The sequence below is a fragment of the Sphingomonas sp. Leaf67 genome (assembly GCF_001421965.1).
In the GTDB taxonomy this organism is placed as follows: domain Bacteria; phylum Pseudomonadota; class Alphaproteobacteria; order Sphingomonadales; family Sphingomonadaceae; genus Sphingomonas.
Genome location: NZ_LMLP01000002.1, coordinates 156,132 through 178,664 on the forward strand (window position 1 = coordinate 156,132; position 22,533 = coordinate 178,664).

The 22,533-nt window shown below is 64.9% G+C and carries 17 protein-coding genes and 1 pseudogene; 6 read left to right on the plus strand and 12 right to left on the minus strand.

What is annotated here, in order from left to right:
* The first annotated feature begins 69 nt into the window (after positions 1–69).
* Both ASE90_RS06050 and ASE90_RS06060 read left to right on the plus strand, forming a co-directional pair.
* Entirely contained in the window at positions 70–2,856 is a 2,787-nt protein-coding gene (locus ASE90_RS06050; RefSeq protein WP_162235058.1) for a M16 family metallopeptidase, read from the plus strand.
* Positions 2,857–3,082: 226 nt separating this feature from the next.
* Positions 3,083–4,290: pseudogene (locus tag ASE90_RS06060) on the plus strand (IS3 family transposase).
* Positions 4,291–4,540: 250 nt separating this feature from the next.
* Here ASE90_RS06060 and ASE90_RS06065 read toward each other — a convergent pair.
* The 3 genes from ASE90_RS06065 to ASE90_RS06075 all read right to left on the minus strand — a co-directional run bounded on the left by ASE90_RS06065 (position 4,541) and on the right by ASE90_RS06075 (position 9,397).
* Complete coding sequence (locus tag ASE90_RS06065; protein WP_055997669.1) at positions 4,541–5,554, minus strand: AAA family ATPase; 1,014 nt, start codon at positions 5,552–5,554, stop codon at positions 4,541–4,543.
* A gap of 71 nt (positions 5,555–5,625) precedes the next feature.
* Positions 5,626–6,297 (minus strand): response regulator transcription factor, encoded by a 672-nt coding sequence (locus ASE90_RS06070; RefSeq protein ID WP_055997672.1) that lies wholly within the window; start codon positions 6,295–6,297, stop codon positions 5,626–5,628.
* A 91-nt stretch (positions 6,298–6,388) separates the two neighbouring features.
* Positions 6,389–9,397, minus strand: coding sequence for a TonB-dependent receptor domain-containing protein (locus ASE90_RS06075; RefSeq protein ID WP_082449603.1), 3,009 nt, complete (start codon positions 9,395–9,397; stop codon positions 6,389–6,391).
* A 479-nt stretch (positions 9,398–9,876) separates the two neighbouring features.
* On the opposite strand from ASE90_RS06075, the gene ASE90_RS06080 reads away from it, so the two are divergent.
* Positions 9,877–12,093, plus strand: a complete 2,217-nt coding sequence (locus tag ASE90_RS06080) for a TonB-dependent receptor (protein WP_055997674.1) — start codon at positions 9,877–9,879, stop codon at positions 12,091–12,093.
* Between the two features lie 47 nt (positions 12,094–12,140).
* Here ASE90_RS06080 and ASE90_RS06085 read toward each other — a convergent pair whose 3' ends face one another.
* The 6 genes from ASE90_RS06085 to ASE90_RS06110 form a co-directional block, all read right to left on the minus strand.
* On the minus strand, positions 12,141–12,518 hold the full coding sequence (locus ASE90_RS06085; RefSeq protein ID WP_055997677.1) for a hypothetical protein: 378 nt from the start codon (positions 12,516–12,518) through the stop codon (positions 12,141–12,143).
* Positions 12,519–12,917: 399 nt separating this feature from the next.
* A complete protein-coding gene (locus tag ASE90_RS06090; RefSeq protein ID WP_055997680.1) occupies positions 12,918–13,520 on the minus strand; it encodes a plasmid pRiA4b ORF-3 family protein in 603 nt (200 codons plus the stop codon).
* A complete protein-coding gene (tnpC, locus tag ASE90_RS06095; RefSeq protein WP_055997779.1) occupies positions 13,517–15,061 on the minus strand; it encodes an IS66 family transposase in 1,545 nt (514 codons plus the stop codon). Before tnpC ends, ASE90_RS06090 begins: the two co-directional genes overlap by 4 nt.
* A 61-nt stretch (positions 15,062–15,122) precedes the next feature.
* Positions 15,123–15,470, minus strand: coding sequence for an IS66 family insertion sequence element accessory protein TnpB (gene tnpB / locus ASE90_RS06100; RefSeq protein ID WP_055997683.1), 348 nt, complete (start codon positions 15,468–15,470; stop codon positions 15,123–15,125).
* A complete protein-coding gene (gene tnpA / locus ASE90_RS06105) occupies positions 15,467–15,841 on the minus strand; it encodes an IS66-like element accessory protein TnpA (RefSeq protein WP_055997686.1) in 375 nt (124 codons plus the stop codon). The genes tnpB and tnpA overlap by 4 nt, the downstream gene beginning before the upstream one ends.
* Before the next feature lie 255 nt (positions 15,842–16,096).
* Positions 16,097–16,996 carry an AraC family transcriptional regulator gene (locus ASE90_RS06110; protein WP_055997689.1) on the minus strand — a complete coding sequence of 300 codons (900 nt, stop codon included), beginning with the start codon at positions 16,994–16,996 and terminating at the stop codon, positions 16,097–16,099.
* Between the two features lie 172 nt (positions 16,997–17,168).
* On the opposite strand from ASE90_RS06110, the gene ASE90_RS06115 reads away from it, so the two are divergent.
* Positions 17,169–17,927: an SDR family NAD(P)-dependent oxidoreductase gene (locus tag ASE90_RS06115; protein ID WP_055997692.1), complete on the plus strand. Its 759-nt coding sequence runs from the start codon at positions 17,169–17,171 to the stop codon at positions 17,925–17,927.
* 32 nt (positions 17,928–17,959) lie between these two features.
* Complete coding sequence (locus tag ASE90_RS06120) at positions 17,960–18,634, plus strand: glutathione S-transferase family protein (protein ID WP_055997695.1); 675 nt, start codon at positions 17,960–17,962, stop codon at positions 18,632–18,634.
* Positions 18,635–18,833: 199 nt separating this feature from the next.
* Here ASE90_RS06120 and ASE90_RS06125 read toward each other — a convergent pair whose 3' ends face one another.
* The gene (locus tag ASE90_RS06125) at positions 18,834–19,157 is read right to left on the minus strand and encodes a hypothetical protein (RefSeq protein ID WP_156361466.1); all 324 of its coding nucleotides are present in this window, start codon (positions 19,155–19,157) and stop codon (positions 18,834–18,836) included.
* Between the two features lie 855 nt (positions 19,158–20,012).
* Between ASE90_RS06125 and ASE90_RS06130 the strand changes: the two genes are divergently transcribed.
* Positions 20,013–20,420: a single-stranded DNA-binding protein gene (locus ASE90_RS06130; RefSeq protein ID WP_055997701.1), complete on the plus strand. Its 408-nt coding sequence runs from the start codon at positions 20,013–20,015 to the stop codon at positions 20,418–20,420.
* Positions 20,421–20,505: 85 nt separating this feature from the next.
* On the opposite strand, the gene ASE90_RS06135 is transcribed toward ASE90_RS06130, so the two are convergent.
* Positions 20,506–21,111, minus strand: a complete 606-nt coding sequence (locus tag ASE90_RS06135; protein WP_055997704.1) for an RES family NAD+ phosphorylase — start codon at positions 21,109–21,111, stop codon at positions 20,506–20,508.
* Positions 21,112–21,810: a hypothetical protein gene (locus tag ASE90_RS06140; protein ID WP_055997707.1), complete on the minus strand. Its 699-nt coding sequence runs from the start codon at positions 21,808–21,810 to the stop codon at positions 21,112–21,114.
* Between the last annotated feature and the right edge of the window lie 723 nt (positions 21,811–22,533).

Below are 22,533 nucleotides of genomic sequence, written 5' to 3' on the forward strand. Positions count from 1 at the left end.
GGCTGGTGCAAGCTTCCCGTGATTGATCGCGCTTCTGCCCCGTTCCCGAAGGGGCGCCGGAGAACGATCGTGCCACTTTCCCGCCACTGCCTTGCGCTGCTGCTAGCCACTGCCACGCCGCTGCCCGCCATCGCGCAGCACGCCGTGGCCGTCGCGCACCCGATCCGCTTCGACGTCGAGCGCTTCACGCTCCCCAACGGGCTTACTGTCCTTGTCCACAGCAACCGGCGCAACCCCAACATCTTCGTCGGCGTCTATTACCGGGTCGGCGCAAAGGACGAACCCCGCGGGCGCAGCGGCTTCGCGCACCTGTTCGAACATCTGATGTTCCAGCCGACCGCGAACCGCACAGGCGACTATCTGGTGCCGATGACCACCGCTGGCGCCCGCGACGTCAACGCCAGCACGCTCGCCGACTATACCGAGTATCATCAGACGGTGCCGACCAACGCGCTCGATCTGGCGCTCTGGCTTGAATCGGACCGGATGGCGCATCTGACCGGCGGCCTCACCCAGCGCGTCCTCGACGAACAGCGCGCGGTGATAAAGAACGAAGCCAGCCAGACGCCGACGCAGGTATCGCGCCCCGAACAGCGGTTCCAGCGCGATTTCTATACGCCCGGCCACCCCTATACCCGCCCGGTGATCGGCACGACCGAGGATCTTGAGGCGGCGACGCTCGACGAAGTGAAGGCGTGGCACCGGACCTATTACGGGGCCGGGAATGCGATCCTGGTACTGTCGGGCGACATCGACGTCGCGACCGCACGGGCCAGGGTCGGCCGCTATTTCGCCGACGTGCCGCGTGGCCCGGTGCCGCCACGCATCGCTGCCCCCGTGCCGACGCTGACCGCGACCCGACGGGTCGTCTATCACGAGCCGGTCGCGACACCAGTCATCACCCGCGTCTGGTCGATCGATCCACGAGCTGCGCGCGACATGACGCTGCTGCAACTGGCCGGACAGACGATGACCCTCCCCGGCCCGCGCTCCCTGCAATCGGCGCTTGTCGGCGAAGGCAAGCCTGCGGTGCATCTGTCGGCCCAGCTGGACCCAGGACAGCTCAGCACCGTCTTTTCGCTGTCGATGACGGTGCGCCCGAACGTGTCGGTCGCGACCGCCGAGGCGGCGCTGGATGCAGCGATCGCCCGCTATCTGGCACAGGGACCCGAACAGCGGCAGCTGTCGGCCATTGCCGCGCTGACCGATCAGAGCCTGTTGCGCGACATGCAGGACAACGTGAATGTCGGCTTGCAGATGGCAGTCGGCGCGCTGTATATGGACGACCCCGCCACGCTTCTGCGCCAGCGCGACTGGACCGCCGGCGCGACGAGCGCACAACTGCGCGAGGTGGCAGGCCGCTGGCTGTCGCGCCCCTTCTACCAGCAGACCATCCTGCCGGGCGAACCCGAACCGCTGCCACCCGCCGCGCCTGCCCCGGACGCGACGTTGTCGACCGCCACGCCGACAACGGCCGACCCGACACCCGTCGTCGACCGCAGCCGGATGCCCGAAATCGGCCCGTTCAAGGACAAGGTACCGTTTCCGAAGATCATCCGTACCCGGCTGGCGAACGGCATGACGCTGATCGTCGCCGAACGGCACGACCTGCCGATCGTCGATGTCGACGTGCGATTCCCTGTCGGGACGCAGGCCAACCATCGCTACGCACCCGGCGCCGTGCAGCAGGCGTTCGGATGGATGAGCGCTGGCACCACCCATGCGGACGAAGCCCGCCTGACCTCGGAGCGTGAACGCAGCGCCATCGTGCTCGACGCCCATATCGGCGCGACCACCAGCGACTTCACCTGGTCGACATTAACCCGCAACGTCGATGCCGGTTTCGCGCTCGCCGCCGACATGCTGCGCAACCCGGTCTATCCGCAATCACGAATCGACGCCTATAATCAGGGGGCGTCCGCGCGCCTCGCAGCCTATGCCGCGCAGCCGCAGGGAGCCGCCGGGCTCCTGCTTGCGAACGCGCTGTGGGGCGACGGGCCGGGAGGAAAACTGCCCGACCCCGGTGGGCTCCGGCCGCTGACGCGCACGATGCTGACCGATTTCCACCGCCGCGAACTCGGCGGGGACGGGGCGACGCTGCTGGTGATGGGGGACATCACGCCTGCCGAAGCGCACCGCCTGGCGGAGCGGCATTTCGGCGACTGGCGACGCAACGCTCCCGCCGCCGTCCCCGTCATGCCAGCTCCCGCCGCCGCTCCCCGCATCATCCTGGTAGACGCGCCGGGCGCGCCGCAGAGCCAGATCACGATCGGCCAGCTTGTCCCGCCCCATGCGATCGACCGGCGCCCGGCGGAGGTCATCGCCGACATGACGCTGGCGGGCGAGTTCGACAGCCGCATCAACGCGAACCTGCGACAAGGCAAGAGCTGGACCTATGGCTTCGAAGGGAGCATCGCCGATACCGCCCATGGTCCGCGCGCCTTCAGCGCGACCGGCGCGATCGAAACCGACCGCACCGCCGACGCCATGCGCGAAATTCAGCGCGAACTGACCGCGTTCGTTACTACCCGGCCGATCACCGCGACCGAACTCAAGGCCCGGCGCAGTGCCGCAATCCGTGCGGTACCCGCGGGACTGAACGGCGACGCAGCGGTGATGCAGGCGATTCTGCGCGCCAACGATCACGGCCGGCCGCTCGACGACGCCGGCCGAGCTGGCGATGCCCTTGCGAAAGTAACGCTGGAGACGGTCAACCGCGTTGCGCGCGAGACGTTTCGGCCCGGCGCGATGACCTGGATCGTCGTCGGCGATCTCGCGACGATCGAGGCTAGCATTCGCGGCCTGAACCTTGCCCCGGTCGAGGTTCGCGACGTGTACGGCAGGCGGTTACGGTGATCCGTACCCGCAGGCGGCTTATCTTTACGCCGTTTCGACAAACTCGGTGGCTATCCACGACGAACGGTTCAACACACACGATCCTGCTACAAATATCGTACTGTCTTCGCATATTGCAAAGGAGCGACAATGAGGATTGCAATTACCGGGTGAACTGGCCCCCATTTCGACCGGACAGATTTAAGCCTAAGAAGGAGGCTTGGGGCTATCCCCTGAGCATAGGCTTATGTCCGTGTCAGAGATCATCACCGACGGCGGTCGTCGCCGTCACTGGGGTGCCACCGAGAAGCTGAGGATCGTCGAGGAGACGCTCGACGGGCGTGAGAGCATCTCGGTCGTTGCCAGGCGCAACGGCGTCGCGCCCAATCTGCTGTATCGCTGGCGCCGTCTGATGCTGGACGGCGGGAGCGTCGCGGTCGCTGGCGACGATGACGTGACCAGCAACTGCCAGGTCCGCGAGATGGACAACCGCATCCGCGAACTGGAGCGCCAGCTCGGCCGCAAGACGCTGGAGGTCGAGATCCTGAAGGAAGCGCTGGAGCGCTCGCGCCCAAAAAAAGCGACCTTGCTTATGCACTCGTCGCTGCCGGAGACTATCCGGTGAGCCTGGTCGCCAGCACGCTGGGCGTCGGACGCTCGACGGTGTACGACCGCCTGACCGGCAGCACCACGACGCGCGGGTCTTACACCAAGGCCGGCGACGCGGATCTGCTCCCCCGTATCCGCCAGATCGCCGCGCAGCGGCCCACATACGGCTACCGCCGCATCGCGGCGGTCCTCAATCGACAGCTCCGCGTCGAAGGGCTGGCGCTGGCCAACCACAAACGGGTCTATCGCATCATGGCGGCGGACCGCCTGCTGCTGGCGCGGCGCTATACCGAGCGGCCCGACTACGGGCATGACGGCGTCGTGGTGGCGATCCGCTCCAACCTGCGCTGGTGCTCGGACGGCTTCGAGTTCACCTGCTGGAACGGCGAGATCGTGCGCGGCGCTTTCATCATCGACGCGCACGACCGCGAGATCATCGCCTTTGCCGCCGTCGCCAACACCGGCATCAGCGGCTCGCACATACGCGACATCATGCTGGAGGCCGTGGAAATCCGCTTCGGCGGCATGCGTGCAGCCACGCCGGTCGAGATGCTGTCGGACAACGGTTCGGCCCATACCGCTCGCGAGACACGAACCTTTGCCCGGCAGCTGGGTCTGAAACCCTGTTTCACACCTGTCCGCAGTCCGCAGTCCAACGGCATCTCGGAGGCTTTCGTGCACACTCTCAAACGCGATTATGTCCGCGTCTCACCGCTGCCCGATGCGCCCGCCGCGTTGACATCACTTGCCGGATAGATCGAGGACTACAACAACCACCACCCACATTCGGGACTCAAAATGCGTTCGCCGCGCGAGCATCGCGCACTGGGTTCCGCAACCGCTTAAGTCCGTCCGGCGAAACGGGGGCCAGATCACCGGGTTCGCGTTCGGCGCAGTCCTTGGCTATCTTGTTTTCCCATCGGTAGTAAATGTCATCTTGGTGGCGATAGGCACGGCCGTGGGTTCGGTCGGCATCGCACGTGTGTGCGCCTGGTTACGCCGCAGTTCGTAACGTAGCTTCACTCGCTATCGGCTCGCTCGGCGAGGCAACTGCCGGGGCACGTCGCCACCCTCGACCACGTCGCCAAACGGCTCCTCAGTCGTCGGACGGCCGGTCGATGGCGGCCAAGACCTCCTCGACCAGCGTGTCGGTGCTTACGCTGCCGGCCTGTGCATGAAAATTGGGGACGATCCGGTGGCGCAGCGCGGGCAACGCCACGGCGGCAATATCGTCGGTGCAGACCGCGAACCGGCCATCGAGCAGCGCCTGTACCTTGGCGGCGAGCATCAACGCCTGCACACCACGCGGGGAAGCACCCAGCGTGACGTTGCGCGTCACCAGGTCGGGCGCATAGTCGCTACCCGGCTGCGTCGCCATGACGAGGCGGATCGCATAGCTCTTGGCAACATGCGCCACCGGCACCGCGCGCACCACGTCGCGCATCCGCACCAGCGTCGCGGCATCGCTGACGGGCGCGATCTTCACCGATTGCGCGCTGGTGGTGCGGTCGATGATCGCGTGATAGTCGCTCTCTTCGGGATAGCCGACCGTCAGCTTGAATAGGAACCGGTCCAGCTGCGCCTCGGGTAGCGGATAGGTGCCTTCCTGATCGACCGGATTCTGCGTCGCCATGACGCAGAACGGATCGGGCATTCGGATGGTGCGCCGCCCGACCGTCACCTGCTTCTCCTGCATGGCTTCGAGCAGCGCCGACTGGGTCCGCGGCGTTGCGCGGTTGATCTCGTCGGCCAGCACCAGGTTGGACACGATCGGCCCTTCCTGAAAGCTCAGTTCGTGGCGGCCGCCCTCGACCTCGCTCAGCATCGACGTACCGATGATGTCGGCGGGCATCATGTCCGGCGTGAACTGGATGCGCGAGAACGGCACCGACACGGCCTGGCTGACGGCGGACACCAGCGCGGTCTTGCCAAGCCCCGGAACGCCCTCCAGCAGCACATGTCCGCCCGCCATCAGCGCCGTCAGCACGCCGTCGATCACCTCGTGCTGCCCGACGATCATCCGTCCCACTTCGGCGCGGATGCGACGGAAGGTGTCGGCGAATTCGGCCGCACTGGCACGGGTCTGGGCAATCTCATCGGTCGGTTGCATTGTTTCTCGATCGAAAAAAGAGGCGGGGTCAAGGGCGGAGCATGGACCGGCTGGCTTGCACCAGTCTGGCATCAGCTCTCGCTCAGGCAATAGCCAACGCCGCGTACGGTCTGGATCTTCACCCGGTCGGTCCTGCCCGCAAGGTTGCGGCGCAGGCGCGATATCTGCGATTCCAGCGAGTTGGCGTTGACGAACCGGTCATATCCATAGACCCGCGCCTCCAGCGTCTCGCGCGGGACCATCGCGCCGGGCCGGGCGATCAGCGCGGCAAGAACCAGCGATTCCGTACGACGCAGAACGAAGGGTTCGTCGTCGATGGTGAAGCTGTTGCTGTCGGCATCGTAGCTCAGCGGTCCGAAACACTTCGGCTCGTGCCGTACGTTCAACTCCCGCCGCAGCGCGTTGCGGATACGGGCGAGCAGTTCGCGCGGCTCGAACGGCTTGACGACATAATCGATCGCGCCGGCCTCCAGCGCGGCGACGGTGTCCTCCACTCCGCTCATCGCAGTCAGCATCAGGAAACGCTGCGGCCGCAACCCCGCCTTGGCACCAAGCACTAGTTCCATGCCATCGCCATCGGGCAGTGTGCGGTCGACGATCACCAGATCGAACTGCCCCGACAGCAGCGCCTCTTGCGCCGTACCGAGCGACCCTGCCCCATCAACGACATAGCCCTGACGACGCAGAAACGCCGCCAGCGTCTCCGCCACGCCCGTATCGTCCTCGACCATCAGCAAGCGCATGTGGGATTCCTGCCAGCTTGCCCCGCCCGGCACAATGCGTGCCGGACGGGTGCGTCCCGAACGAACCGTTCGCGGTTGAGGCAAAAAACGGTCAGAAGTTGTATTCCATCTGGATCATCCCCGTTCGGCCGGCGGCGTTGTACCGCGCCGTGTCATACGGACGGTTCTGGACCAGTGCGAAGGGCGGCTTGGGATTGAACAGGTTGCGGATCGCGAAATTGAACCGGACCTTATGGTTCGTGTTCCACGATCCGGTCAGGTCGAACGTGGTATAGCTGTCGACCTTGCGCAGATTCGGCGTCACGTTCCGAATACCGGCGTTGATGGAGGCATCATAGTCGTTGAGATACGACGGAGTGTGATATGCCCAAAGTGTCAGGGTCACGTGATCCCGGAAGTAACCGAGCGAACCAACCACCCTATAATCGTCCGGTCCCTGGATCGTGCCGACCCTCGATAGAGGCTGGGTAGTCGGCAACACCTGCCGCTCCGCCTTCAGGTTGTCGACCACCACCACGCGCGGTTCGAAATTGCCGATATCGGTCATCAGCGAGTAGGCGACCTCGTAGGTCATCGACGAATACGTCGATGCAACAAGGTTGAAGACGCTCGCATTGACTTGCGTCACCTTGCCGTTCGCGTTGCGCGGATAGAATTGCGACAGAGAATAGGCTTCCGTACGGGTCAGCAACTGGTTGATGTCGTCGAGACGGCCGAATTCGTTGCGGATCACCGTCCGGTTGAACGTCGCGTCGATCGACAGGTTGTCCAGGAACCCAGTCGGGCGCCACGATGCGGTGAAGCTTTCCTGCCGCGAGGTCTGCGGGCGCAGGTTGACGTTGGGTGCAGTCACGAGTGGCACAAGATACCCGCGGGCGGGATCGTTGCGGAGGCAGTCGCGGTTTGCCGCGCAGTTGTAATAGGGATCGCCGATGATCGTAGCGAACGACTGCTCCGTACCGGCGGGGTTGAACAACTGGGTATAGGGCGGCGGCTGAAATCCGCGACCCCATTTGGCGAGGAAGGTCAGCTGGCCCACTGGTTGATACCGCACACCGAACGACGGGGTCACACGATTGAACGTGTTCTCGCCGAACACCAGTTCGCCACCTTGTGCGACGGGTACGTTGTTCACCGTCCCGATCGCGCCGCTGGTCTTGAAGGTATCGCGCCGTGCCGCGAGGTTGAAGGTCAGCGTCCGCATCAGCGGCAGGTCATATCCCTTACCCAGGATTGGCAGACTAAGTTCACCGAACGCGGCATAACGATCGCGGCTGCCAGCGGTGCCGGTGACCAGGTTGATTTCCGAACTGTCCGCGCCGTCTGTGATGTATTCGCCGCCGACCGCATAGGTCAGCTTGCCGGCCGGCAGCGTCAGCAACGACCCGGTTAGCCGCGCCTCATATTGCGACAGCCGCGACGAGCGGTCCTCGCGCGCGTCGTTGTAGAGGAAATCGCTGATGCCGCCGCCCGGAGCGTTCACGTCGCTCCGGAACGGGTTGAACGCCACCGCCGGATCTGCGCTGGTCAGCGCCCGGCACTGCCGGTCGAAGACCGGCTGCAAGACCGCGCGCCGCGCGGCACTGATCTGCGACCGCGACAGTTCGTCGTTGACACACCCCCGCGTTCCGTCGGGGAGCGTCGTGAAGTCGACGACTGATCCCATCCGCACGCCTGATCCCGTGCTGGTGGACTGCGAGGTGGTGTAGATCAGGCTTAGTCGGGTATCCTTATTGACATCGTAGGTAGCGCCGGCGTTCACGCTCCAGCTGGTCGCGGTGTTGCGCAACACGCGCGGCGTGATGATTCCGGCTGCGACCTCGGCGGCGGGATAATAGCTGACGAAGGTTTCGTCGGTCCCCCCCGTGCCGAACGCGGGAAACGGGTTATACGCTTGGCCGACGCCGAGGCGCACCGTCAGCCCTTGCCCGATATCGCCTTCCAGCCGGTTCTTCGCCCGCGAATACAGCCCCTGCACATAGACCGAGAGGCGATCAGTGATTTTCTGGTCGATATTGCCGGTGAAGCTGACCGTCTCCGATTGCGGTCCGGCAAGGCGGGGGATAAAGTCGCGCAGCGCTTCACGACCGACCGTCACGAAATCCGCCTGGGTCGGAGGACGGCTCAGCCCTGGCCGGACAGTCAATCCCTGACGAATGACCGTGGTGTTGCTGGTGACCGGATCGAAAATAAATTGCGTCTGCTCGATCACCCCGGGCTGTAAGCCACTCTGAAACGAACGAAAGTCGTACTGCGGATCACCGTCGAAATAGGACGAATAATCGTCGGTGACATAGCCGGTCCGGCTGTTCACAATCGGGTAGATTTTCTGATAGTCGGCCGTAGCCGAAATCCGGCCGCTGCCCCATGAATAGGCACCGTAGGCGTTGAATCGGGCATTGTCGGCCCCGGCGCTCGACTTCAGCGCCTGACTGCCGAGCGTCAGCCCCTTGGCATCCTTGCGCAGGATGAAATTGATGACGCCGCTCAGCGCATCGGCGCCGTAGATCGCGGCCGATCCGCTGGGCAGGATCTCGACCCGTTCGATCGCGCTCAGCGGAATGCCGTTCAGATTGACGAACCCGTCCTCGATTCCCGCCGCACCCGCCATGCGACGACCGTTGATGAGGACCAGTGTGTTCCCTGCGCCGGTTCCGCCCAAGTTAGCGGCGGACACGCCGAGCGTGCCGAGTTCCGAAACGCTCGCCCCCCTGGGGCGCAGCGACAGCGGCCCGCGGGTACGCTCGTTGGTGATCGCGCCGATCGTGTTGACGTTCTGCGGCAGGGTGCGGATCAGGTCCTCGACCGAGGTCACGCCACGCGCCTTGATCTGCGCCCGGTCGATGATGATCTTCTGCGCGGTAACGTCGCCATCTGACAGGCGGCTCCCGGTGACTTCGATGTCGGCCTGATCTCCGGACGGCGCTTCCTTGAGCGCCTTGGCGCGCTCCGCCGCGATCTGCTCAGGGTCCCCAGAAATAGTCGTCTGCGTCGATCCGTCGGCATCGTCGTCCGGGTGACTGTCGGCAGACTGGCCGTCAATCGACGGCGTATCCTGCGTCGGTTGAGCGGTCTGTGCCGACGCGACACCCTGGATCATAGGAAGGACCGTTGCCGCAAGCAGCAAGGATTTGCACGAAAGGCGCATGTAATGATTCCCCCGGTTTTGCCGATATCCTCGGCGACTACCTTCCTCCTGCGGCCAACCGGCATCCTGTATTGTCTGACGACTGGACGCTCTGGCTTGCCGTCCACGATGCTATGGCGACAAGCTTACCTGAACCTGATCCTGTTCGCCGTGGAACCGGTCCCGATGTTCTCTTCCATCCGGCGTGCCCGATCTGACTTAACCGACTCTTGAGAAAGTTTTGGCGAAAACGCGTCATTTATCATGAACCCACGCGATTTGCCCTTCGCGCAGGCTTGAAGCATCGGACATGCCCGCGTATGCGTCCATCCGACATCCGCAAGGACTGCGAAGTGCTTGCGGAGGCAATAACTTGCTTGTCGATCCTATAGGCACGTCTTGCGAAGCTGGTCGCAGTTCGGCACGATAGCTCTTGCTCGGACTTCACGTCGTTGATCTCCTTCCTCATCTTTACGCTACCGGCCCATGTCGTATCGCAGGATGCGGTGCTACCGCCCGCGGTGGCGACGTCGCCGCGCGAACGACAGCCCCGATCCGAACCGACCGTCACCGCCCCCGACAAGGAAATCGTCGTCATCGGGCGGCGGCGTCCCAAACCACTGGACGATGCGACTCCCACCCAGCAATTGTCCGAAGACGAAGTGTCGACCTATGGTGCGCTGTCGGTCGGCGACCTGATCCAGAAGCTGCGGGACGAACAGGGCGGTCGCCCCTTCTCGATCATCGTCAACGGGCGGCGCGTCTCGTCGGTCGCCAACATCAACGAACTCCCGGCCGAGGCGCTGGACTCGATCCAACTTTACGCCCCGACCGAAGGCGGCAAGTTCGGCTTCGCCCCGACCGACCGGTTGCTGAACATCACCCTGAAGAAACGCTTTCGCTCGCTCTCGGTCGACGTCAACGGCGACGGGTCGACCGATGGTGAGGCGGAGTCGATCCGGCTATCCCCGCGCGCGGCCAATATCGCGGGCGACGATCGGCAGAATGGCGCGTTCAACGTGCGGACCGGTCAGGGGCTGCTGGCGCGACAGCGGCCGCGCCTGCCGGGTGATCCGCCCGCCGATCCAGAACGCAGCCTCCTGCCCCGCTCGCGGACGGTCGACGCCGTCCTCGGCACGTCGCGACCGTTGGGCGGCGGCTCGCTCGACCTCGGCGTTTCGGGCAATGTCGCGCGCACCGCGTCGCAACGGAACGGCGCGATCCGCCAGCAGGACGACGGCCGAACCGCCGGCTTGTCCACCGGGTACAACCTGTCGACCGGCGGCCTGTTCGGCTTCGCGTCCGTCAACCTGAACGCCGGCAACAGCCGCTCGCGGATCACCGGACTCTGCCCGGGGGGCGGGCGATCCTGCACGCTGCAGGACCTCGAAACCGCCACGCTCAGCGCAGGATTTACCGGCTCGCTGACCGGGAAGGTCGTGCCGCTGCCGGCCGGCGACCTGCGCTTCGACTTGACGCTGCAGCGCAACGCCACACAGACGCAGGTTCGCGACTGGCTGGAAACCGGGCCGCGGCGTCTCTCGGGCTATGCGGCCACCAACGGTCGGGTCGCCATTACCGTCCCGCTCGTACCGCAGGACTCGGCGCTGGGCTTCCTCGGCAAGCTGGAGATCACGCCGGCGCTCAGCTATGATGCGATCGATGGCGGCGGCGGCGCGTTGGGGACCAATCTCGGCGCGAACTGGCTGCCGTCCTCCGACTGGCAATTCGACGCTTCGCTTGGCCGTCGTGCGTCGCTGCCGACCAACGACCAGCTTAACGCGCCGGTCCGCACCATCGGCGGCATCACGGTCTATGATTACCGGGCGCAGGCACTGGTGCCGGTCGAACAGATCATCGGCGGCAGCCCGCTTGACCGTCAATCGTCCCGCGATCTGCAACTCAACGCCAATTACAATGGATCGATCGGCAAGACACGGTTCAACGCCAATACCAGTTATTCCGCGACGACCACACAGCGTCCGCCCTTCTCGTTGACCGAGCCGTCACTTTTCTTCGAACGGATCTTCCCCGACCGTTTTGTCCGCGACGCGGCCGGTACGTTGATCCGGGTTGATACGCGCCCGATCAATGCGGTGCGGCAATCCAGCGCCACCCTGTCGGGGTCGGTGAACGTGTCGGGAAGCTGGGGCGGCACGGGACCGCGTCGCGCCGGCGGAATCCAGTGGAGCGCCAATGTCGGCGGGCAGCGGCAGCTTCGCCAATCGCTGCTCCTCGCGCCCGGCATCGCGGCAATCGATACGATCGAGACGCCGCTCAGTGTGTCGACCGGCGCGCGGGGGCGGCAGCAATGGAACGCGAACCTGCGCGTCAACACCAGCCAATGGGGGGCCACCCTGTCGGGCAACCTCGTCTCGGGTCTTCGCTCGACCGCCTTCGGCGACACGTCGAACGGGGTGCGTGTCGCGTCGCTGGCGCGCGCTGACGCCAGCGTCTTTATCCTGTGGCCGAAACCCGGGGCGTCGCAGACCGCAGGGCAACGGTCTACCAGCATGGGCGGAGGTGCCCGGCTCGATCTTGCGATACGCAACGTATTTAACGCACGACCGCAAATCGAAACATTTACTGAGGGGACGAACGTCCGGCTCAACCCGTGGTTGCTCGATCCGCTGGGTCGGGTGATGATGCTGACGTTGCGACTGAGTTAGGTCGTGAACCCATAAACAAGAATGACGGGGTCAAGTGGGGAGCGGCCTCAATCCCCTATTTCCCACCAGGGCACATAGTCTTGCTCCGATGCAAGGATGCGCGCCTGTCCCGATTCCGGTTCTCCTGCCTCGACCGATTGAAGGCGGTAGCTACGTTCTGATGCGATAAGGCGGAGTTGGCTTATTGCCTCATGAATCGCCCGCTCGCTGATGGTAACGAGCTTTGATGCAAAAACCTCGCACTGCTGGACGTCGCTTATCGAGAAACCCTGCGCCTTGAGGTAGAAGTACATCGCATCGTCCTCGCTTTCGTCATTGCACACAAAGCGACCGCCGATTGGGATCGTTCGTGATGCTTCATCGCGGACCAGCGAAGCGATCCGGTCGCGGTGTTCAAACCAATCGCGGCGGTACTTGCCGGGCATGGTCCAAATGTGGATTATGCCGCAAATGACCGCAATGGGTCACTAGCCGACTGACCGCTTTCCTATTGTGCCAAACCCTGATTCAGGGTCGGCATGAGCCGATATGACCTGACCGACTTCGAGTGGTGCGTGATCGAGCCGTTTTCCGCTTGGAAGTACAATCGTTCTAAGAGACCATGTGTGCACACGTGCGGCTGTGCATAGCCGCACACATGCTATCGTTTGTGGCGGAGACGTCTTCGTCATGACCCACTTTCGGTCGTTCAGCGCCCGCAAGGTGGCACCCGAAACCGGCCACCCGTTCATACGAGTAGGACGGCCGCTCCGACGAGTTCGGGTCGGCGCTCGGAACGGCTTGGATTGGGGACATTGCGTAAGCGTGGCCGGGAGGCCGCCTTGTTATTGAGCGCGGCTTTTCTGGTAGGCGAGTTTGCCGGCGTGGCGGCGGATGGCGATGGCGGCGACAGCGCGGCGGGTGAAGCGTTCATCGATGTCGTCGGCGTTGTAGGGGCCGCCATACCATTCGCGCAGGTGGTCGTGTTCTTCGTGGTTGGGGTCGGCCATGGCATCGAGGAACATCTCAAAGCCGGGCAAGCCGCCGACATCCTCGGGCGGACAGCGCCGTTCGCCATCGATGAAGCGTGGATATTTGACGTCGGGTTCGCCGGGGCCAACGGTCTCGATGGTGATGGTGTGCCGCCAGTCGTCGCCCATGTCGTAGGTGTAGGCGAGCTCCCGCACGCCCCGGTCGATGAGCGTCGCGAGCTTCACGTTCCTGGCAGCGGTCATGCCGCTCTCCGGCCACATCGGGTCCGGGATGCCGTAGCGCCGGTCGCCGGCCTCGAAATGCCACAGATGGCAATTCTCCCAGCCCATTGCGGCCTGGACGATGTCATGGAGCATCTTGAGGCTGGCGGTGACCGGAACGTCGACCCGGCGCCAGATGGCGGGTTCGATGTCGTCGAGGACGATGTGCAGACGGGCGATGGTCTCGGCGCTCATGCCGCCAGTCTGGCAGGTTCGGCGGACCAGTTCCACGGCATGAGTTCGTCCCATCGACTGGCAGGCCAGTCGCCCGCGATCCTGGCGATGACGTCGGTGATATAGGCCTGCGGGTCGACGCCGTTCACCTTGCATGTCTGGATGACGGTGTAGATGGCGGCGGCACGCTCGCCGCCTGCGCGCGAGCCGGCGAACAGCCAGTTACGGCGTCCGACGGCAACGCCGCGCAGCGCACGCTCTGCGATGTTGTTGTCGATCTCCAGACGACCATCGTCGAGGAAGCGCGACAGAGCCGGCCAGCGCTTCGTGCCATAGGCGATGGCCTTCGCCATGTCGGACCTGGGCGACAGACGGCGCAGGGCTGCGTCGAGCACCGCGCGCAGTTCATCGACCAGCGGCTGGCTGTTCTCCTGACGGGTCCGGTATCGCCCATCGGGTGGTTGGCCGCGAACCTCGGCCTCGACGACGTAAAGTTGGCCGATCCGCTCAAGGATGTCGGTGGTCAGCGGCGTGGGCGACCGCTCATGCAGGTCGAAGACCTTGCGCCGGAAATGGGCCCAGCAGGCGACCTCGGCGACGCCGCTGCGGTAGAGCCCGTCATAGCCGGCATAGGCATCGGCCTGGAGAAAGCCGCGGAAGCCGGCGAGATGGGACGTTGGGTGTGCAGCGGTGCGGTCGGGCGTGAAGCGGTACCAAATCGCGCGCGGCGCCGTGCCGCCGGATGCCCGGTCGTCGACGGCATAGACCCACAGCCGCCCGGTCGCGGTCTTGCCCCGGCCGGGGTCGAGCACCGGCACCGGCGTGTCGTCGGCATGGATCTTGTCGGCCTTGACGACCTCGTCGCGGATGCGGCTGACGATGGGGCCGAGAAGTGCCGCGGCCTGTCCGGTCCAGCCCGCCAGCGTCGAGCGGTCGATGTCGACCCCTTGCGCCGCCATCATCTCGGCCTGGCGGTAGAGTGGCAGATGGTGGTCGAACTTCGAGACGACGACATGCGCCAGCGTCGCGAAGGTGGCCTTGCCACGCGCCACGGCGCTGACCGGGGCGGGAGCCTGGACGATCTTGTCACAGGACCGGCAGCTGTATTTTGGGCGAATGTTGCGCATGACCTGCCAGCGCACCGGCACGATGTCGAGCATCTCGTGCGCATCGGACCCAAGCGGACGCAGCGCACCGCCACAGTCCGGGCAGGTGCAGGCACCCGATGCCGGTTCGTGAACGACCTCCTCGCGCGGCAGGTGTCCGGGCAGGCTGCGGACGGGCACCGGTCGAACCGCCGCGCCGGGGTCGGCCGCCTCGGGCCCAGGCGCGTCGCGCTCCGTCTCCAGTTCCTCCAGCGCCAGTTCGAGTTGCTCGATCTCACGGCCGAGCTTCTCGGACGACGCGCCGAACTGCATCCGCCGCAGCCGCGCGATCTGCCCACGCAGGGTATCGATGAGCAGGTCGCGGGCGGCGAGCGCGGCATTGGCCCGGGCGAGCGAAGCCTCCAGCGCGGCGATCCGCGCGGTCGCATCAGCAGGGGAAACAAGCGCTTCCGACACCGGGATTCCATAGCAGATCGCACGCGGACGGGCGAGCAAAACCGCCACAAAACCGCCGTTCCTACCCCGCCAGCGTCGGCGTGAACGTCCGTTCCGGCCGGCGCCAGTCGATGCCTTCCAGCAGCATCGACAATTGCGCCGGGGTCAGCGTCACGGCGCCGGTCGCGGTCACCGGCCAGACGAAACGGCCCCGGTCGAGCCGCTTGGAAAACAGGCATAGGCCCTGGCCATCAAACCACAACAGCTTGACCAGATGCCCGCGCTTGCCGCGAAACGCGAACAGCGCACCCGAATGCGGATTCTGCGCCAGAATCTGTTGCACCAGCACCGCCAGGCCGTCGAACCCCTTGCGCATGTCGGTCACGCCGCACGCCAGGAACACCCGCGTCGGCAATGGCACCGGGCTCACCGCAGCACCGACAACACCCGTGCCAGCGCGCCCGCATCCACGTGTCCGTCGACGCTCACCCGCACGCCACCCGGCAGTTCGATCCGAATGAGCCCCGGGTAACATGCCGCCGTCTGCGGTGCTGGCGGGGGTGGCTTGGCAATCTGCACCTCGGCGAACACCGGCAACGAAGGCACGACGCCCGCCAGCTTGCCTTCGCGCAACTGCTTGCGCCACGTGTAGATCAGGCTGCTCGACACCTCGCGCCGGGCGATAACGTCGCAGACTCGCACACCCGGCCGGAACGCCTCGGCCAGGATATCCAGCTTCTCCGCATCCGACCATCGGCGCCGGCCCGACACCCGACCCACCACCTCCATCCGACCAGTCATACGAGTGCTCGTATGACCTGTCGCAGAACCGTTAACTTCCCGCACCACCCGCGCCCTCGTCAAAGGCGACAAGCATCCCGGCTACCGAAGATGCCGCAAGGCGGCCTGCTGACCACGCTTACGACATTGCTGCCGTTCCAGTAGTATCGGATGAACGACTGGTTCCCACAGAAGCGGACGTAGTAAACGTGCTACGCGAGCTCGGCCGGTTCCCCCGCCGCGCCCAAACCGCGATCCCGACCTACCGTCGCCGGATTAGTTAATTCCTGAAACACCGATGGATTGCCGGAACAACCGCACGTCGCGGACCGGGGGAGCGCCGAACTGACGGAGATATTCGCGGCTAAATTGGGAAGCGCTTTCATAGCCTACTGAAAAGGCTACGTCCGATGCGCTGTGATCGCCCGCAAGCAGCAACTGCCGCGCCGCCTGTAGCCGGATCTGCTTCTGATACTGGATCGGGCTAAGCCCGGTAAGTGCCACGAAGTGGCGATGCAGGCTGGCGCGGCTCATCCCGCTCACATCGCACAATGCCTCGATCCGCAGCCGCATGTCGTGATGGTCTCGAATCCACTCGACTGCGCGGCGGATCTTCCCCAGCGCGCCTTCGGGGCGGGCGATCTGGCGCAGCAGCCGCCCCTGAGGACCTTGGAGGAGACGATAGAGTAATTCACGTTCCGCCATGGGAGCGAGCACGGGAATATCGGCAGGTGTGTCGAGCATAGCCAACAGCCGCAGCAGCGCATCGCGCACCGGCGGCGTCATCGCATTGATGGCGATCGAGCTGCCCGGCATTTCATCCTCCCGCAGCGACGCCATGGTAGACGCTATATCGGCGAGGAGCGCCGGGTCCAGGACGAGCGACACCGCTACATATGGGCTGCCATCCGCGCCATCGTGGATCTGCCCGCTCAGCGGCAGGTCGAGCGCGCTGACAAGATAGTGCGCCGAGTCGTAACGAAGCAGGTCGTCCCGCAGGGCGACCTGCTTCGAGCCCTGGAGGATGAAGCAGATCATGGACCGATAGAGGCAAGGCGACGTGCCCGATGTCGCCGAGCCCATGGCTATCTCCAGACGCGGGATGGCGGTCGTGGCTTCCCCTGCGCGCGTATGGCGCAGCGCGAGGTCCAGATGCGGCTTCAATTGCTCGGTCATGCTTCTGTTATGGCATCGTCCAGACGCCCGGCAAAGCCATTGAGACGATCAGGCAAGATATTGAGAGCATCGGGCGGGCGGGCGCCGGTGGTGCGGACTATCTGGATGGCGTCGGAGCGGACGCGATGGCGTCCCGGCTTCGGGCCAGACCCACCTCAGAAAAGGCGTACCCATGACGCGCAAGATCGCACTCATCACCGGCGCAAGCCGCGGCCTCGGGCGAAGCATGGCGCTCCATCTCGCCCGGCGCGGCATCGGCGTCATCGGCACCTATCGCAGCGCCACGGCTGAGGCCGAAGCGTTAGTCCGCGAGATCGAGGCGATGGGCGGCACCGCCGCGATGCTCGCGCTCGACGTTACACAATCGGCAGGGTTCGGCGTGTTCGCGGCGTCTGTCGTTGAAACGCTCACGGCCAGGTTCGAGGCCGAACGGTTCGACTATCTCGTCAACAACGCAGGCGAGGGCGTGGTCGTGCCGGTGGCCGAGGCGTCCCAGCAGCAGTTTGACTCGATGTTCAACATGCATTTGCGCGGGCCTGTGTTCCTGACTCAGGCGCTGCTGCCGATCCTTGCCGATGGAGGGCGCATCCTCAACGTGTCGAGCGGGTTCACGCGCACCTCGATGGCGGGGTACGGCCTCTACGCCGCCGCGAAAGCGGGGCTTGAGACGCTGACCAGATTCATGGCGATCGAGCTGGGCGCGCGCCAGATCCGCGTCAACGCGATCGCGCCGGGTGCCATCGCCACCGATTTCGGCGGCGGCAGGGTTCGCGACAACGAACAGATCAACGCCTTCGTCGCGAGCAAGATCGCGCTCGGCCGCGTCGGCCAGCCAGACGATATCGGGAGTGCGGTCGCGGCGATCCTGTCCGACGATCTGGGTTGGGCCAACGGTACGACTTTCGATGTTTCGGGTGGCCAGTCGCTCTGATTCCTGCACCCGGCTCCATCGGAGACACCGCCATGACCGATACCGATCTTACCCTCATCAGCCATCCGCTGTGCCCGTTCGTCCAGCGCGCCGCGATCGTGCTTCTGGAAAAAGGCGTTCCGTTCCACCGCGTCAACATCGACCTGTCGGCCAAGACCGACTGGTTTCTGACGCTGTCGCCGACCGGCAAAGTGCCGGTGCTCAAGGTTCGCCAGCCCGGTGCCGAGGATGCCGTCCTGTTCGAAAGCGTGGTAATCTGCGAATATCTGGACGAAACACAGGGCGGCGCATCGATGTATCCGGACGATGCGCTGAGCCGCGCGCGGCACCGGGCGTGGATCGAATTCGCGAACCAGACCCAGGTCGAGGGTTGGCACTTCCTCCACGCCCTCGACACGGCGACCGCCGATACCCGCCGCACCGCGCTGCGTGACAAGCTGCGCAAGCTGGAAGCGGTGCTCGGCGATGGCCCCTATTTCGCGAGTCGTGCCTTCGGCATGGTCGATGCGGTCTTTGCACCCTTCCTGCGCTACTTCGGGATCATCGATCCCGCCGTGTCGCGCACAGTGTTCGCCGGGCTACCACGGGTTTCGGCATGGCGCGCGGCGCTGGCGGAACGTCCCAGCGTACGCAACGCCGTGCTCGACGATTACGCCGACCGCTTTCGCGACCATCTGCGCCAACACGGTGCATCAATCGCCTGCTGACGCGGAACGATGCTCGCCTGCCACTCGGTAGCTCCGAACGACCTGATGGGCAGCTTGCGCCGGGAGCAGACGGTCATCAAAGCGCATTGAACGACGCATGCTGGTCGGTTGCTGCTGGTCCGCCTTTGACTAACGGATGGCCGCCATAGCCGCTTACGCGGCCGAAAGCGGCCGGACTGTAATCCACCAGCAAACCCTCTCAGGCCCCCTGCCCCGCCGCGTTTGCAATCATGCCGCTCCACGCTACGACAATCGCCCCAACGTCCGGATCATCGTCCGTGGAGATCGCCGCGTACAGCTCGAAAAGTCGGGCCAATTCGCCAAGCGGCACGACGTCGCTTCGCGCCAGGACGGTGCCGATGATCGCCAGCACGCCCCCAATAGCCCGGACGAGGGCGGGGTCGGTCGAAGCGGCTGCAGACGGGCTTTTGCGGTCGCTGCGATCGATCGCCAGCGCTTTTTCAAGCGCTGCAAGCGCGTGATCAAGTTGGGTGGTGACCGTCGCTACGCCCGCATCGGTCAACAACGACCTTGCCTGCTGCATGTGTCGGCGCGCTTCCGCGCACGCGGTGTTCGCGTTTGTCCTCACGTATTCGCCGCGTCGCTGTCTTCGTCGACCATCAATCCCGTCGCCTCCCAAGGACCGGCCGACCACGCCCTTCAGCGAGACGCGGCATGCCGGCGCTACGACGGAGATACTGGAAACCGCCCATGATCCTGGACAGACGAGCGGGATGGCGGACGCACGCGCATCGCCATCCGGTCGATCAACCGACCGTCACACTCGAGGTTTCCACGCCCCGCCCTGCGTCTCCGCAAGTTCTCGCAGGCTATGACAATTCGATGATTTGCGCCAGCACTCCCGCCCCGGTTCCACGGGCACGTACTGGTCCGGTCTTTTGCAGAACAGGAGAAATGGCGGGCGGGTGTCCCCCTCCCCTGCGCGGCATAGGGACACCGACTTTGGCGGCATTCTGCGGAACTGGTGCTGTCTGGCTACGAGCTATGGCCGGTCCTTCTCAGGATCGCCTGACGCAAGGGAGAGGCGAAAGGTGGGATAAGCGCCGCCTGATGGCGGTAGTGGGGCCCGGCCGGATCGACAGTGGTCCGGGATGCCGGTTGGTCATCATGGCCCTGTCCGTTTGTATAAGGAGTCCATCCCCCACTCTTTGCTGAACGACCTAAGCCGGTCGTCCGCCGGCTCCAACCCGCGTGCCATCGGACCGTGTTGCCGCTTCGCGGCTGCCCGCACCGCTCCTCGCCACGGGGTTTCCCTTCCGCGTCTTCGCGCTCTCGGTAGAGCCGTCGTTCTGACCGTCCTGGACGGTGTTCAGTCGAGGGAACGAACCCACAGGCAAGACCAAAAAGGAACCTTGAAATGCAGAACCTCGTCATCCTCGCGGGCAACGTCGGCGCCGCCCCCGAGACCCGCACCACCCAAGGCGGTACCAAGATCACCAGCTTCAGCCTCGCGACCTCGCGGCCAAAGCGCGACAGCGAAGGCAAGGTCCTCAAGGAAAGCGACCGTCGGCTCGAGGACACCGAGTGGCACCGGGTCACCTGCTTCAACGGCGTAGCCAAGACCGTCGCCGATTACGTCGAGAAGGGTCAGAAGGTCATGGTGCGTGGCCGCATTCACTACACCCGCTGGACCGACCAGGAAAATATTGAGCGCTACGGCGTCGAGATCGTCGCCGACGAGGTCACCTTCCTCTCCTACGGCAAGTCCCGCCAGCCGCCGCAGGGCGAACCCCAGGACAATGAGGACGATGACGTCCCCTTCTGATCGAACGAGGCTGCCCGGGAGCATCTGCCCCCGGCCCATCATCATGCTAGAGGAGCGTTATGACGATCGCCGCTACACAGCGAGGTCAGACGATCGCGATCTTCAACTCGTCGAGTACCGCAGCAAGCCCATGGGCGCGCAGCAGTGGAACGCGGCCGGGGATGACGAGCGCCGACACCGCTCGCCCGTAGATCGCCAGATTATGCTCGCCGTTCAGCCGCGACGGATAGATGATCCCGTCGATCGCTGCGGGATGCTCATGAAACGCGAACGACCAGGCACGGGCGAGCGTCTGTCGGCGCCCACGCGCGACATCGCTCGGGATACCCATCCGGACCGGGGCGTCGCCCCGCAGGTCCAGCAGCCTGAGATCCCGGGTCGGGGTGATCGATGCCAGCGACCGGTCCTGCAACACCGTCTCCGCGATGGGCAAGGGCCCGACGACGTTGTCGCGGTCGTCGCGCAGGATCACCTCGATGAAGCAGACCTTGAGAGACGAGCCGAGATACAGCACGCCGAAGCGACTGGCCTCCACCCGGCGTCGCGGATCGCTGAACCGGCTCCGGCCTTTGCCGAAGCCCAGCGGGTCCGGGAAGGCCGACAGCCAGATGCGATGGTACGGGGTTCCAGTCGGGATCGTCGCGATGTCGAGATCGACATCTGCAAACCCAGCAGTCGGCGCGCCTTTCATTCAGGCAAACGTACCCTGCACGATGGCACGCGCCGTCTCGAGAACCGCCTCATCCTGCTTGCGGCGAAGAGCGTCGAGCCCGGTTAGCCCATCCAGTTCGGCGTGATGCTGCGTGAGCAAGCGATAGACCGCCCAGGCGTCGCCATCGAAGGCCGCGAACAATGGCGGCAAGGCATCAAACGGCCGCCCGTCCTCCGCGATCTGCCAGATCGGGTAGCGATATCCTCTCGTCGAGCCTTGTAGCGCGAGCAGCTGATGCGTCTTGCGCTTGCTGTTGATCGTCTCGCGGCTCGTCTCGAGATGGGCCGCGATGTCGTCCGCACTCAGCATATCCGGACCGCCAACGATCTCGGCGACCGCGTGGCGCCCCCGCCCCCGCGCCCTCTCGAGCGCTGCGGTCAGCTCGGCTTCCTCGCCAGCGTACATCTCCAAGGCCTCGGCACTCGCCGGCGCGGACTGCGTGAGATTGCCGAACGGTTCCACGATCCGCGGCTCACCATCCGGCTCTACCTCGACCAGGAATTGAAGCGGCAAATTATCCGAACGACTGCGCGCCATCGCGGCAGTCAACGCGGCAAAGAGCGTGGCGACCGAGGTCGTCGACAAGGACAGCGCCTCGCCGATCTCCTTTGCCTTTGCCATAGGTTTGCGGTGCTCCTGCCGGACGGTGACGAACTGACCGGTGCGGGCATCGCGCATTGTCCAAGGTCCAGCGTTGCGCGGTGAGGGCCCATGCGAGGTCAGCGTATTGCTCATCTCGTCAATTTGGGCCTGTTCGTCAGGTTCGTCAAGTTGGTTGTGCCGGGCGAGTTGGTCAAGCGGTTGCCAGCCCCGGGTGCTTAGGCCTCGTCCTTGATTCTGGCTACCGGCGCAGCTGTGGTCGTCCGTAACCGCGGTGACGCGGTGGATCAGCGGGCGGCGCGTGCCGGCCGTTCGAGGCGATCTGCATGCGATTGCCGAACGCTGTGAAATCGGTGTCGCCGAAGGAGGGGCGACGTCTCCCGGCAAATGCCGGGACCGCGGCTCTACTCCGCTTTCGCTTTGCCGAGCCCCTGACGGGTCTGGTCCCTACCGAGTAACGATTAGCTGACGGGCAGATGCAGGACGACGAGGGATCGTCAAGGCGAGAGCTGCTCCCCGTTTCCTCGACAGCGTTCGATCCAACCCGCCAAACCCGCATGCCCATTTGCATGGCGCGGAGGGGGTGCGTGGGGTGATGGCCAGGCAGCCGAAACGCGGGGGTGGTAGATGCCAGATGGCAGAGGCGATCCAGCGCCTGGAGCCACGCCCCGCGCGGCCGTCGTGCTTCACCCCGCTCTTGGAAGCGCAATCCCTGGGCCGGCTAGGGGCCTGGTACGATCAACCCGCAAGGGGTCCGGGCGCTGCGCTACGGCTTTTTGCCGTGCCGGCAAAAAGTGATCG

What these genes read in the sequence shown, in the direction of transcription:
- ASE90_RS06065 (WP_055997669.1), bottom strand. Translation starts at nt 5,554, where the DNA reads ATGCAACCGACCGATGAGATTGCCCAGACCCGTGCCAGTGCGGCCGAA.
- ASE90_RS06070 (WP_055997672.1), bottom strand. Translation starts at nt 6,297, where the DNA reads ATGCGCTTGCTGATGGTCGAGGACGATACGGGCGTGGCGGAGACGCTG.
- ASE90_RS06075 (WP_082449603.1), bottom strand. Translation starts at nt 9,397, where the DNA reads ATGATCCAGGGTGTCGCGTCGGCACAGACCGCTCAACCGACGCAGGAT.
- ASE90_RS06085 (WP_055997677.1), bottom strand. Translation starts at nt 12,518, where the DNA reads ATGCCCGGCAAGTACCGCCGCGATTGGTTTGAACACCGCGACCGGATC.
- ASE90_RS06090 (WP_055997680.1), bottom strand. Translation starts at nt 13,520, where the DNA reads ATGAGCGCCGAGACCATCGCCCGTCTGCACATCGTCCTCGACGACATC.
- tnpA (WP_055997686.1), bottom strand. Translation starts at nt 15,841, where the DNA reads ATGACTGGTCGGATGGAGGTGGTGGGTCGGGTGTCGGGCCGGCGCCGA.
- ASE90_RS06110 (WP_055997689.1), bottom strand. Translation starts at nt 16,996, where the DNA reads ATGACCGAGCAATTGAAGCCGCATCTGGACCTCGCGCTGCGCCATACG.
- ASE90_RS06115 (WP_055997692.1), top strand. Translation starts at nt 17,169, where the DNA reads ATGACGCGCAAGATCGCACTCATCACCGGCGCAAGCCGCGGCCTCGGG.
- ASE90_RS06120 (WP_055997695.1), top strand. Translation starts at nt 17,960, where the DNA reads ATGACCGATACCGATCTTACCCTCATCAGCCATCCGCTGTGCCCGTTC.
- ASE90_RS06130 (WP_055997701.1), top strand. Translation starts at nt 20,013, where the DNA reads ATGCAGAACCTCGTCATCCTCGCGGGCAACGTCGGCGCCGCCCCCGAG.
- ASE90_RS06135 (WP_055997704.1), bottom strand. Translation starts at nt 21,111, where the DNA reads ATGAAAGGCGCGCCGACTGCTGGGTTTGCAGATGTCGATCTCGACATC.
- ASE90_RS06140 (WP_055997707.1), bottom strand. Translation starts at nt 21,810, where the DNA reads ATGCGCGATGCCCGCACCGGTCAGTTCGTCACCGTCCGGCAGGAGCAC.